At 44.5% G+C, this 12,449-nt stretch carries 13 protein-coding genes; 5 read left to right on the forward strand and 8 right to left on the reverse strand.

From position 1 onward, the window contains the following. Nucleotides 1–11 precede the first annotated feature (11 nt). Nucleotides 12–788, reverse strand: coding sequence for a DUF5986 family protein (locus PD282_RS03480; protein WP_274648994.1), 777 nt, complete (start codon nucleotides 786–788; stop codon nucleotides 12–14). A gap of 495 nt (nucleotides 789–1,283) precedes the next feature. Between PD282_RS03480 and PD282_RS27330 the strand changes: the two genes are divergently transcribed. Both PD282_RS27330 and PD282_RS03490 read left to right on the forward strand, forming a co-directional pair. After that, a complete protein-coding gene (locus tag PD282_RS27330; protein WP_338045155.1) occupies nucleotides 1,284–1,619 on the forward strand; it encodes a helix-turn-helix domain-containing protein in 336 nt (111 codons plus the stop codon). Between the two features lie 207 nt (nucleotides 1,620–1,826). After that, on the forward strand, nucleotides 1,827–2,174 hold the full coding sequence (locus tag PD282_RS03490; RefSeq protein ID WP_274648995.1) for a hypothetical protein: 348 nt from the start codon (nucleotides 1,827–1,829) through the stop codon (nucleotides 2,172–2,174). 647 nt (nucleotides 2,175–2,821) lie between these two features. On the opposite strand, the gene PD282_RS27435 is transcribed toward PD282_RS03490, so the two are convergent. The 5 genes from PD282_RS27435 to PD282_RS03510 form a co-directional block, all read right to left on the reverse strand. Then, nucleotides 2,822–2,983, reverse strand: a complete 162-nt coding sequence (locus PD282_RS27435; protein ID WP_420832343.1) for a DUF7695 domain-containing protein — start codon at nucleotides 2,981–2,983, stop codon at nucleotides 2,822–2,824. A 49-nt stretch (nucleotides 2,984–3,032) separates the two neighbouring features. Then, nucleotides 3,033–3,335, reverse strand: coding sequence for a hypothetical protein (locus PD282_RS03495; protein WP_274648996.1), 303 nt, complete (start codon nucleotides 3,333–3,335; stop codon nucleotides 3,033–3,035). 64 nt (nucleotides 3,336–3,399) lie between these two features. After that, the gene (locus PD282_RS03500; protein ID WP_274648997.1) at nucleotides 3,400–3,960 is read right to left on the reverse strand and encodes an O-acetyl-ADP-ribose deacetylase; all 561 of its coding nucleotides are present in this window, start codon (nucleotides 3,958–3,960) and stop codon (nucleotides 3,400–3,402) included. Beyond that, nucleotides 3,945–4,817 carry a WYL domain-containing protein gene (locus PD282_RS03505; RefSeq protein WP_274648998.1) on the reverse strand — a complete coding sequence of 291 codons (873 nt, stop codon included), beginning with the start codon at nucleotides 4,815–4,817 and terminating at the stop codon, nucleotides 3,945–3,947. The genes PD282_RS03500 and PD282_RS03505 overlap by 16 nt, the downstream gene beginning before the upstream one ends. After that, nucleotides 4,804–6,114 carry a helix-turn-helix transcriptional regulator gene (locus PD282_RS03510; protein WP_274648999.1) on the reverse strand — a complete coding sequence of 437 codons (1,311 nt, stop codon included), beginning with the start codon at nucleotides 6,112–6,114 and terminating at the stop codon, nucleotides 4,804–4,806. The genes PD282_RS03505 and PD282_RS03510 overlap by 14 nt, the downstream gene beginning before the upstream one ends. A gap of 589 nt (nucleotides 6,115–6,703) precedes the next feature. Between PD282_RS03510 and PD282_RS03515 the strand changes: the two genes are divergently transcribed. The 3 genes from PD282_RS03515 to PD282_RS03525 all read left to right on the forward strand — a co-directional run bounded on the left by PD282_RS03515 (nucleotide 6,704) and on the right by PD282_RS03525 (nucleotide 10,014). Next, nucleotides 6,704–7,819, forward strand: a complete 1,116-nt coding sequence (locus PD282_RS03515; protein WP_274649000.1) for a slipin family protein — start codon at nucleotides 6,704–6,706, stop codon at nucleotides 7,817–7,819. A 48-nt stretch (nucleotides 7,820–7,867) separates the two neighbouring features. Continuing rightward, nucleotides 7,868–8,650, forward strand: a complete 783-nt coding sequence (locus PD282_RS03520; RefSeq protein ID WP_274649001.1) for a nucleotidyltransferase domain-containing protein — start codon at nucleotides 7,868–7,870, stop codon at nucleotides 8,648–8,650. Nucleotides 8,651–8,787: 137 nt separating this feature from the next. Further along, complete coding sequence (locus PD282_RS03525; protein ID WP_274649002.1) at nucleotides 8,788–10,014, forward strand: RtcB family protein; 1,227 nt, start codon at nucleotides 8,788–8,790, stop codon at nucleotides 10,012–10,014. A 670-nt stretch (nucleotides 10,015–10,684) separates the two neighbouring features. On the opposite strand, the gene PD282_RS03530 is transcribed toward PD282_RS03525, so the two are convergent. Both PD282_RS03530 and PD282_RS03535 read right to left on the reverse strand, forming a co-directional pair. Further along, the gene (locus PD282_RS03530; RefSeq protein ID WP_274649003.1) at nucleotides 10,685–11,866 is read right to left on the reverse strand and encodes a tyrosine-type recombinase/integrase; all 1,182 of its coding nucleotides are present in this window, start codon (nucleotides 11,864–11,866) and stop codon (nucleotides 10,685–10,687) included. 15 nt (nucleotides 11,867–11,881) lie between these two features. Continuing rightward, nucleotides 11,882–12,139: a helix-turn-helix domain-containing protein gene (locus PD282_RS03535; RefSeq protein ID WP_274649004.1), complete on the reverse strand. Its 258-nt coding sequence runs from the start codon at nucleotides 12,137–12,139 to the stop codon at nucleotides 11,882–11,884. Between the last annotated feature and the right edge of the window lie 310 nt (nucleotides 12,140–12,449).

Genomic DNA, 12,449 nt, shown 5'->3' on the forward strand with positions numbered 1-12,449 from the left:
TGTCCCCTGACTTATTTGTTTTCTTCTATTTTAATATTTGGCTTAATACCCATGAGCAGATCAAGCTCTTTACTTTGTTCCCTGGTTGCTTCTTCGATTGAGAAGGTGGAGGAGAACTCAGTGTTTGGTGCGACGGAATAATCGACCAAGAGCTCGCTCCAGTTTTCCTTATACCCAGCGTCTTCGATGAAGTTAGGTTTTAAAATCCTTGCATTGAGCATTATAACTTCGCCCTTATTGTTGATGTCGTATGTGATGAGAATTACATCCTTAATTTCCGTGATGATACCCACAACATCGGAAACTCTATTGCGTATTTGTTGTTTCCTGAAGGCCGTTTGGCTGGATTCGTCATCGAACAATGTGAGTTGTCCGAATTGAGGTGACGGTGATGATTTGGACTCTTCTTCGATAGTAGAGCTTTCGAAATATATGGTGTTGGCATACCCGAATAAGTAATGAATACCCGAATCTTTGTTGCCATCAGCTTCTTTAACTACATTCAAATATGTACCTTCTCGCAACAACACGTATAGAACTTGCTCCTGTTTGGCATATAGGCGAATATGAGCATGTCCGTTCTCTTCGTGGGTACTAATATGGTAATTAGGATTTGTGCTGAAGAAGCTAAACACTTCTTGATTAACCTCATCTGAGTTTGATCCGCGAAAACGATTTGCTGTAATCATGGTGTTTTTTTCTCTGTTTTCATTGTTTCTAAGTGTACCAATTGCGATGCTTTCGGCAAGACGTTTTCTTTCTTCGAGCAACATTGGGATCAAACTCATTGGTCACCATCCTAACTATTATATTATTTTATTATTTGTATGTTAGTTTACAAATTTTATGTAATTTCGTCAAGTAAAAAACGGATTGGTTTGTTGATTGGAAAGTAGGGTGCTCGATATTGAGATAATTGACTCTGTAACTTCCAGAAGTCTTCGTTTAAGGTTTCAACATTCACCTTATTTAATAATTACCCGCCATTACACAACCCGCTTCTCTAGAAATCGTAACATTCTCTATTTACTATGGAAATTCCGACTTCTGGAAAGCTCGAACGGCCTGAGGTCACCAATCTTTAAATCCTTTAGCAGAGAGTAGTTAAAAAGAAGTTTGGTTAAAAGTTGATTAAAATGGGCATGAATGCTTATTGGAATTGAAAAAAATCTATAAATCGTAGCTTGAATTTATCTCTAAAATCACTGTTTCGCAAAGAATTATGATCGGCAAATAGGAAAATTGTAAGGGCTTTGAAGTTAAATAAACTGAGGGGCGAAATCATGAAAACTGATGATCTGTTGCGAGTAAAATTATTAAGACTTTTATTGGAATTAGAAGAGGAGCGGGTTGTCAACCTTAATCTCGACAATCAGAATAAATATGAAGCAAATTCTTGTGAAAATGAGATAGAAGAATTTGTTCATCATAAAGCAAATAGCCAGGAAAGATCCGTTTTTTCAGTAATCGAATTGTCCAATTATCTTGGCGTCTCTACTGACTGCATTTACACGATGGTGCGCGAGAAGCAGATTCCCCACGTGAGGATCCGAAGAAGGATATTGTTTCATAGAGACGCAATTGATTCATGGATTCAAGAGAGTACAGTAAAATCCTAATATTGAGGGGCATATGGCTATGGCTTGCATAGAACAGGTCCCTTGTGGATTTTTATTCATTTCGAAAGAGGCTGGTTGGGTGTATTTATTGTGGTTTCATTGCATCCGGAGCAAATTCCACGCTTAGTAGTGCCTTTCATTGACGCCCAGAGATAGCTTTTATATGGTAAGATGGTTTGAAAGTATTTTGTGAAAGGAGACTGTACCTTGTACAAATCGGTAGTCAGAGACGATAAGTTTCTTGTTCTTGTGGCTGACGGCGTTTTCGATAAGCAGTTAATGGAATTACCGACAGAAGAACTTGCGGATAAAGTAGCATATGAACTCCAAAGGGCTTGGGAACAAGGTATTGCTTGGGGAGTTCATCAAAAGCGGAAAGAGCCTAATGGTAGCGGGGAAGATGAAGATATCAGCGAAGTAATTCAAAAGCTAAGGACCATGAGTCCCGCGGAGCAAGAAACTTATCGTCAAAGGGTTAATAGGCGCAATGAAAGAATTCAAAGGTTCGAGGAAGTCAGAAGATGGAGGAACGTTTTAAGCTGGAAAAGTAAGTGAGGAATTGGAATCAAACCACTATATTAGAACTAAGCAGTGGTATCGAGGTTTCCGTAATTCGGGGTAAAGTATCGGGGTTGAAAGGACGTGAGTGATGAGGAAAAGGAATTAATTTAGTATCTCATTGAGTATTTTGAAAGCTATTGCTCGCGGAGTAGAATGTATGATTCTTCACGGAGTAGAATGTATTTTTCTTCGCGGAGTAGAATGTATGATTCTCCACGGAGTAGAATGTATGTTTCTTTGCGGAGTAGAATGTATGGAAACTACGATATGTAAAATTATTGATAGTAATGTGCCTGGAATTGGTTCAGGTTCATCACTTCTTAATATAACTTTCAATATATTCGGATGCATCGAGAAAATCCTCAAATTTCATACTATTAAGTATTAGCGTTGTGACAAACGAATTACTAAAAAATCGATAATGATTGCGATCGACTATACAGTATTCTTGTGATTCCATCGAACCGTATCCGTCATCTATGTAAACGGTTCTGCCACATATAGGGCAAGTAGCATCCTCGAGAAATATGCTTTTATTAACCCGCTTATTTTCATTTTGAGAGTCCATGTTATCATCTTCCCTTCCTAATTCATCTTTTCCTTTGCGATACCTTCTTTATTTGTCCAGCGATACCCTAATGTCATTCTGCTAATTCTTCGAACCAAGTAGATGGATCACCTGAAGGATAGGATCGTTTTAGATAATCTCGGCCTCCGTCAACTGAAACATTTCCACATCTGCAGGTATTGTGATCATGTCTTGTTGTAGATTCTATTATTTCATTACATGTTAAGCAGCGTATTTGCGTATGATCCGGAGCTGCATGTGAGTATACCCCTTTCCATTAATAATCAAACCATTTCACCTTCTAATCGCAAATATTTCTCTCGAAGCTCGAGCAGATCAAAAAGACTTAACTTTTCAATTTCATGTAGTTCCAATGGGGAATAAATTTCACTAACGATGCCTTTTACATGCAGCTCACGGGAAACCAAATGCCTCCATTTTTCAAACATTGAAGCAAGAATCTCTTGATCCTTACGATCTGGACCGCCAATGATCATTCGATCCAGTGCATATCTTCCCTGAATGTCATCCAAAATGGTTTTTACTATTTTGAAAGCCAGATCGTCGGATGGCTTACTGTTTTCCATCGTTTAGATCAACTCCTTTAATTTGAATAAAAAATTAATAATTCCATATTAAAGCACTGCCCAATCATAAAGCATTAAGGAGTTTATTACGATATATATTAAAATTCTCATCATCGAAGCAGGCAAAATAAATCTTCTCGATTGTTGCTTGCTCGACACTCACAGGGTTTAAATAATCAAACACAGCCTCAAGTGCAGTTTCAGCTGCGAGCTGCTTGGGGAAACGGTAAATCCCCGTGCTGATATTTGGAAAAGCAATGCTCTTGGCTTTATATTCCGAGGCAAGGCTAAGGGAATTTCTGTAGCAGCTCTTGAGTTTTTCAATTTCGTTTTTGTTACCACCGTTCCATACAGGACCTACCGTATGTATAACATGGGAAGCGGGAAGGTTGCCTGCCGTAGTAATGACTGCCTCACCGACAGCGCAGCCTCCTTGTCGTTCTCTTATCTTTACGCATTCTTCGAGAATGCTTTTGCCGCCTGCTTTATGAATTGCACCATCCACGCCACCGCCACCAAGTAAGCTTGTGTTCGCGGCATTAACTATCACGTCGGCCGTTACTTTCGTAATGTCTCCTTGAATCAACGTAATGATTGTTTGATTGAACTTTATGTAGTCCTCCATATTTCCCCTTCAACAGCAAAATTCATTACCAACTGCGAAGAAAGTTCCTCGTCGGCCGGAATGACCCCGTAGCGTTCTAAAGCCTTCGTCGATGATTCCAACATACGTCTTTTCAAATAATCGCCTTTAACAACCCGAACCCGCTTCCCCAGAAAACGGATCTTGGAAAGTAAATACTCCATTTCATCTCCAAGCAAAGAAACCCCGACTCGATAGGTATCGTTCTCCGAATCGTACTCAACGTTTTTTTCAAAGCTGGAGAAGGCGTACAGGATACGGGACAACTCTGCGTTATAAACAGGGACAATTTCAATAATCACTTCATTTTTACGCGATTCAAGCGTTTTTCCGATCCTTTTTAGAATGCTTTCGGCTGCTGACGGCTCAATAGGTTCTGGTGTGACGGAATGAACCTTTTTCAGCCGGGTGCTCATAAAAGCATGAGGCCGTGTGCGATGCCAAAGCAAATACCACTCTCTTTTGACCATGGAGTATTCCAGCTTATACGGAATCCCGGAATGGTCTGTATTTACACGCCCGCCCTTGACCTCGTAGGTTATACGGATGCCCGTCTTATTCATGATGTGGCGGCGCAAAGGCCGCAGGAGCGGGTGGTAGACCTGCTTTTCCATTGTACGGGCTTTTTCAATCAAGTGATGGGATATATCCATCACTTGATCAGATTCGAGAACTGAACGTAGCATGTCCAAAGTGTCTGCAGTGAAAGCATCTGCCGCCGCGGGATGCTCCAGCATGGTCTTTAGCCAAGCCCGTTCATGCGAAGTGACCATGAAGGTACCGGAATCCTCCAACCGGGAAATGATCTGGTGATTGAATATTTTCTCAAACAGATTCATAGTAGGACTGAATCTCCTTCCATTCGGCAATCATTTCCCGGCGAAAATGAGCGGGTTCAAGAACCTCACAGCTGGAACCAAAACTCCGCAGCCACGGCTTGATTTCGGTAGTACCGTTTACGGTAATCTCATAAATAAAAGAATGTTCATCTTCGAACACAATCTGTCCCCACTGTCCCTGCAGCATGACCCGTTCTTTGACGAAGTTAGGTTCAGAACCTTCAGGATTATAAAATCGGGCGCGCACCGTAACCGGTCGTCCGGTATCGATCAGCCAACTGTAGCGTATTTTCTCAGTAAGTTCGTTTTTCTTTTCCTCATACCAAACCTCGTCAACGGATTCGTCCTCTTCAATTTGCGTGATACCTTCCATACGGTATTTTCGAATCCCCTCTCGGCCATGAGAAAGCAGGTACCATCTTCCATATTGATGATCATAGACAATCTTAAGCGGCAGCGTCTTTTCAGCTTTGCCCTCCGTATCCCGTTCAAACAAGGGATTGGTGTTTTTAGAGGCGTAGCTTTTTTCCGACTTCGGTGAGAAGTATAGAAAACGGACTTTGCGGCGGTGACGGATGGCATGGAGGAGTGTGAACAGATGTGCCTCATCCAGGATCCGCGAGTAGTAATGATATTTATATAAAAATGGCTCTACAGCATATTGCTCGACTTGATTGCGCAAAAGATGCTTCTTGAGCCCATCACGCAGCAGATATCCTTGAACGGAAGGAACCTGTGTGTTCGCCATCACATCTACAAAATCATATAAATCTAGAAGCTCTTCATCCGATAAGCTGCGAATCAAGTCGTCTTGAATGCGATACCGGAAGGGGCGAGGACCAAGCTCCCTCTTGATGACTCCGACCTCTTCCAGGTATTTGAGATCGGACCGAATCGTTTTTTCGTCAGGCAGAGGAAGATCGGACGGCAGACTGCTGCAGTACATATCCAAGAGCTCCATTGTAGTCAAAGACTGCTCATTCATCGCGGCTAATAACAGCGTGATTCGTTGGCTTTCGGATTCCTTGACCGATTTGGCGCGAAATAGAAACAAGAGCAGCGGGTCAGTGGAGTCATAATAGCTGAACCGAATGGTTTCAGAAAACTCTTTGCTCTGTTCCTGCGGCAAATGCTGGTGCACGGAGCTGATGACCTCTTTGAGCCTCCGGATCGTTTTATCGAAAGTGTGGACGGAAATGCCCAATCTTTCTGCAAATTGTTGTCTGCTAAACGCCCCGCTTGTCAGCACCAGCATACGCAGGAATTGAATTTCTTTATCAAAGCTTTCCTTAGCCAAAGAGATCCCCCGTTCAAATGATGCAGCTTCTTCCATTGTAGCAGGGGAGGGAACTGGACGGAATGGAAAACTTTATGCCCAGTCGTAATACTTTCGCCATGTTCGGTTCCCGTGGAAAGTGCGATTATAGTACCTGTAAGACACCTGGTTCTTATTTGGACGGTCGTAACGAGGCGGGGATATCGTATTATCCCGCAGTGCCGTGCCTGTTAGGCTTCGGTATCCTGTACGATCGGATCGGTAAGAATCCACTATTTGGGGTTCGATTCCCCAATCGCCATGGGAGCGATTCTGGTAGAGCACACTCGACTTTCAATCGAGCGAAAATCTAATCAAAGGCCAAAGGAGAGAATCCCTAGCGGCTAGCATAAGCGCACTGCAGCTCAGCCATGTAATCTGTGGATACCGATGAGCGGAACACCGAAGACTTTTGCAGGGTGGAAGAGGAACAAGGCTGGCTGAATGAGGGCCAAACTTCTGAACCGGATATCCTTCAAAAGCACCGGCTGACCGCTTATCTCAAACGGATTCCGCCGGAACTCCAGGGGGATTCTTCATCCAATGGTCGAACCATGAGGAGGTAATAAAGATGTTGAAACAAGTAACCATTCAAGCCGACCAGCGCGGTTTACTTTTCCATAAAGGAAGCTATGTAAAGAAGCTCAATCCGGGGACCTACCGGTATGTATCGTGGTCGCAACATACCGTTGTCGTGCTGAGTCTCGCGAAGCCGTTCGTTGTAGAGGGAAAAGAGCTGCAGCTGTTCCTTCAAGATGAAGACCTGGTGCGAGAGCTCGATATCGTACAGGTACAGGACCACGAGTACGTACTGCATTATGAGGACGGCCAATTCGTGCAGCTGCTCAAGCCTGGCACCTACGCCTATTGGAACATCTTGAAGAAACACACGTTCCTGTATGCGGATATCCGGAATCCTGAGCTGCCTGCCGAGGTAGACCGCTCGATTCTGGCGAAGCTAGCCATTCATGTGCAGTCTTATGAGATCGCAAGCTACGAGTCCGGTTTTTTGTTTTATGATCATGTTCTGCAACGGCAGCTTGCACCCGGGAAATACTACTTCTGGAAAGGGCCCGTTTCGGTTGTCGTCAAGTCGGTTGACGGAAGACAGCAGCAAATGGATCTTATCGGCCAGGAAATTATGACGGAGGATAAGGTCACACTGCGCCTGAACTTCGTCTGCCAATACAAGATTGTAAACCCGATGCGTTGCTTGGAAATGAAATCGTTCGACGAGCAGATTCACATCCAGCTTCAGCTCATGCTTCGGGAGTATGTCGGAACGCTGAAACTGGACGATCTCCTGAAGCGGAAGGAGGACGTAGCCTCGTTCGTCCTGTCCCGTTTACGCGAGAAGGGGGAGGCGTTCGGAGCACAGTTCCTAAGTGCGGGGGTTAAGGATGTCATTTTACCGGGGGAAATGAAGGAGATCCTAAACACGGTCCTGCTGGCGGAGAAAAAGGCCCAGGCGAATCTCATCACCCGCCGAGAGGAAACGGCCTCGACCCGAAGTCTGCTGAATACCGCTAAGCTGATGGATGAGAACCAGACGCTGTTCCGTCTGAAGGAGCTGGAATTCCTCGAGAAAATATGCGAGAAAATCGGGTCTATCTCTGTAACGGGCGGCGGAGACCTGTTGGAACGGCTAAGCTCTCTCATTGGGGATAAGAAGGCGGCAAGCAAATAACGGACATGAAGTTGAAACAGCCAATCAGATTGACAAGGAGGGAATCCTATGAGCCGTTACCATCAAGAAATCTTGACTGCGCTTCAGCGCATCGAAAGGGAAGAAAACGTTCAGATCCTATATGCTTGCGAATCGGGCAGCCGCGCATGGGGATTCCCGTCCAAGGACAGCGACTACGACGTCAGATTTCTCTATGTTAGACCCATGGATTGGTACTTATCGATCTTTGAGAAACGGGATGTCATCGAGCGGCCGATCAGCGACATGCTGGACATCAACGGCTGGGATCTGCGAAAGGCGTTGAACTTGTTCCGCAAGTCCAATCCGCCGCTGCTTGAGTGGCTTCAGTCCCCGATCGTTTATATGGAGAATCATGCGGTAGCGGAGCAAATCGGCCGGATTTCTCCTTTCACGTTTTCCCCAAAGTCCTGTATGTATCACTATTTGCACATGGCAAAGGGGAACTACCGGGAGTATCTGCAAGGGGATCAGGTGAAAATCAAAAAGTATTTCTATGTTCTCCGCCCGATTTTGGCATGTGAGTGGATTGAAAAGCACAATACCATGCCACCTATAGAATTTGATCGGCTGGTTGATGATGTTGTACCAAGGGGAAGCGAGCTTAAAACGATTATCGATGGTTTGCTTGTCCGCAAAAAGGCGGGCGATGAAATGGATTACGAACCAAGGATAACCCCCATCAACGAGTATTTGGAAGCAAGAATCGAGTATTACGAACGGATGGCGGCGGGGATGCAAACCTTCGGTGGAGGCCAGGATCAGCGGCTGGACGATATGTTCCGATCGGTTCTGAGGGAAGTTTGGGGATAAGCGGTATGAACGATGGAAATTTCCTCTGGCAGTTAAACAGATGATGGGGAGCGGGCGGTAAGGATGGAGCATTGGGACATCTTGCCGGACCTCCTAAGAGGTAAAAACATTCATATATGTAGGAGTTGAATGGTGGTATGGCTTATCAAAATATAGACGGCGTGTGGGTCTGGGGTAACCCAGACAGCGGAGCGCTTGCCCAAGCAAAAACATGCGCAGAAACCGGCAATGTCGTGCAAACTCTGCTCATGGCCGATCATCATAAGGGCTACAGTCAGCCGATCGGCGGGGTAGTTGTCTACGACGGACAAATCTCTCCTTCCGGCGTTGGTTATGATATTGCATGCGGAAATAAAGCGGTGCGAACTAGCTTGTTTGCCCATGATATAAAGCCCGGATTAAAGAAGGTTATGGATGAGATCGCTCGCAAAATCTCCTTCGGAGTAGGTCGTGTCAATAATGAGAAGGTTGACCATAAACTTTTTGATGATCTGGATTGGGCCGTTTACAGGGCGGTAGGCAAACAGGAGCACGACAAGCTGAAAGCATTGGCACAGAGTCAGCTCGGCACAGTCGGCAGTGGTAACCATTTCGTAGACTTGTTTGAAGAAGAGCAAACCGGTCGTTTGTGGATTGCAAATCATTTTGGGAGCCGAGGTTTCGGGCATAAAACGGCGAGCGGTTTTATCAACCTGGCTGCAGGCAGAGATTTTCTCGCGAACGCTCCTGGAGAGAAGATGGATCAGCCGCCTGTACTACTGGATTTGAACAGCGAACTGGGCGATATGTATTACAGAGCGATGAAACTGGCTGGACGTTATGCCTATGCCGGTAGGGAATATGTGCTCCGGCAAGTATTAGCCATATTGGGAGCGGAAGCGGACATTGAAGTGCATAACCATCATAACTATGCTTGGAAAGAGACGCACAACGGTAGAGAAGTCGTCGTCGTTCGCAAAGGGGCAACCCCGTCTGCACCCGGTCAGGTTGGTTTTATCGGCGGCAGTATGGGCGATATATCCGTTATCGTAAAAGGGAAGGATAGCATAGAAAATAGGGATGCTTACTACAGCACCGTTCACGGAGCGGGACGAATCATGAGCCGGACCCAAGCGGCGGGCAAGATGAATTGGAAATCTCGCACCCGTAGCGGCGGTCAAATTACTACAGAGCAAATGCTTGAGGCTGTTCGGGATTTCGGTGTTGAATTGCGCGGTGCAGGTACGGACGAGAGTCCTTTTGTTTACCGGAAGCTTCAAGAAGTACTGGATGCGCATGCCGAAACAATCGAGGTCATGCATGTACTGAAACCGATCGGTGTTTGCATGGCTGGAGCGGATGAGTTTGATCCGTATAAGGATTGATGCATTTCTAATAGCTCATCAATTCGAGGTGATTATGCAATGCTTGTTCAAGTTAGTAGTTTCATCACGCCCGGCCTGTAAGGGATGACACAAATCCCCTTGGCTTCTTTGCAGGCTGGGCCTTTTCCCAAGGGGCGTGATGGAATGAAAAACAAATCTAGTAATCGGACTCGAGCGTACTATCGGCACCATCGAAAAAGGGTGATCCAGCGAAAGAGCAAGATCGCTAAGCAGCTCGGATGGCATGAAAAGTGTACAGGAAAGTTTTCTAAGGGTAAGATTCATTGCTCTTGTTCCTATTGCAGGAAAAAGACAAGGGAGCTTGGATTGCCTAAATCTGATCTTGTGAAGATGGAACGAATGGATAAGTTTAATAAGTGAAGTGGTTCAATGTTTGTTTGCGGCAAAAAAGTAGGTGTAGTATGATGAATGGAGACAGGTGCCAGACCGTTGTTATTTGGAAATTGTGGGCTGATGCTCACGGAGATTAGTTATTTAGCATGAGAAAAAGCGTTCCTACTATAAGGCGGTCAACTTTTAGGGCGGTGGATGCATCGCTTTTTCTTTTGTTATATGGCAACAACTTACCTAAGACTAGTTATAAATAAGCGTCCTAGGTTTATTCAAAATTAGTAAGGCCGTATTGGGAATTTCCCATACGGCCTCAAATCTAACCATTCCTCTTTCCCTTCTTTGGCGGAACCAGCGAATCAAGTTTATTTGCTGCATCCTTGTCAGCGGATTGCAGAGCATGTCCATAGATATTCATAGTCGTAGAGATATTTGAGTGACCGAGCCGTTCCGATATAAGTTTGGCATGCACGCCTTTGTTAATCAGTAAGGTGGCGCTCGTATGTCTGAGATCATGAAATCTTATGTACTTTAAGCCATGTTCCTTAAGAAAATTGCGGAACCAGAGGTAAGGTGTCTCGGGATAATAGGCATTTCCCTCGTCATTGCTGAACACAAAGAAATGATCCCCGCCTTTCCAAGCATCACCCAATGCGAGGCGCTTTTTCCGTGACTCCAAATAATACTCCTTCAGATGTTCAATCACAGTGTCCGATAGACTTACCTTTCGTTCAGATTTATCGGTTTTAGGCTCAGAGATGATTCTTTGACCGTTGATAGAATGAGAAATACTTTGTTTCACCTCAAGAATACCCTTATCTAAATCTATATGCTTCCATTCTAGTCCGACCAGTTCGCCGCGGCGCAATGCTGTTGTTATCGCTAGTATAATCATTATTCGCCATTTTAATGGCTCCTTTTCTAAAAAATCAAACAACAAAGCAACTTCATCTTCATCGTATACTTCAATTTTTTTTCGTTTGACCTTGGACCTTTTGATATCTGCAGCAGGGTTGCTCTTGATGAGCTTCCACTCAACCGCCCGAGAAAAGATATTTTTAAGGACCCTATGATTGTATTGTACGGTGCCCGGGGATAAATTGCCGTTTTTGCCGTCCTGTCGGCTACCCTCCTTACTAAGTTCTGAAATAAAGTTGACCACGTGGAATGGCTGTATTTTGTCTAAACGCATGTGGCCAAAGACCGGAAGGATTCGGTTTTTTAAGAAACGTGAGTAGATATCTAAAGTCTTAATCCCCAGCTCTTGCTGAGCATATTTCTCTTTCCACTCTTCAACAAATGCTGCAAATGTCATTTTCTCCGGGGCGATATAATGGCCTGACTCAACCTCGGTTTCAAATTCCGCAAGCAGCTTCCTTGCTTCGCGAACCCCTTTCGCCTTAACTGTCTTAGTTCTTCGGATTCTTTTTCCATCAGCCCCAATACCGGCTTCCACAACCAAAAGCCAAGAATCGTTACTGCGTTTTTGTATACTTGCCATGAGAACACCTCCTACTTATGCATGTGATTCAATGTCGGTTGAGCAATAGTTCTTTGCCTCTTGTTCGTGGAACCACATAAGCAAAGTATCTCTGCGAAAGAGGATCTTTGACCCGACACGAGTATGCGGAATTCTTTTTGCTCTGACCTCTGCGTAAAGCTTGTCCTTAGAGATCTGGCATTCGAATACCTCTTCCCAGGCCTCTTTAAGGGTTAAAGTATTGCGTTTTGCGGCAGGAATATAATCAACAGACTGCTTATAAAAATCACGCATGTGAATACCTCCTTAATTTAAGAGTAAGGCTTATTAGGATCACCAGCAATTTTCAGACAACCCAAATTGTACTTATGTTATGGATAAGGAAATCTCTTTTTTGTGTAACCGACCTCCATATATCAAATGTTCTTGTTCCCTTGTTATAAGCCGCCATTCGGATGATGGGGGAACCCGGCTGATTTAATTTTTTTAAAAACGCAAAAAGCCCTTTTCAGTAGGGAAAAAGCATACTACCAGAAAAGGGCTTTATATTATTGACGAAGGAATTCGTCCATTTAATTTTAAACGCAGAATTAAACAATAGAAT

Source organism: Paenibacillus humicola (assembly GCF_028826105.1).
Lineage (GTDB): Bacteria > Bacillota > Bacilli > Paenibacillales > Paenibacillaceae > Paenibacillus_Z > Paenibacillus_Z humicola.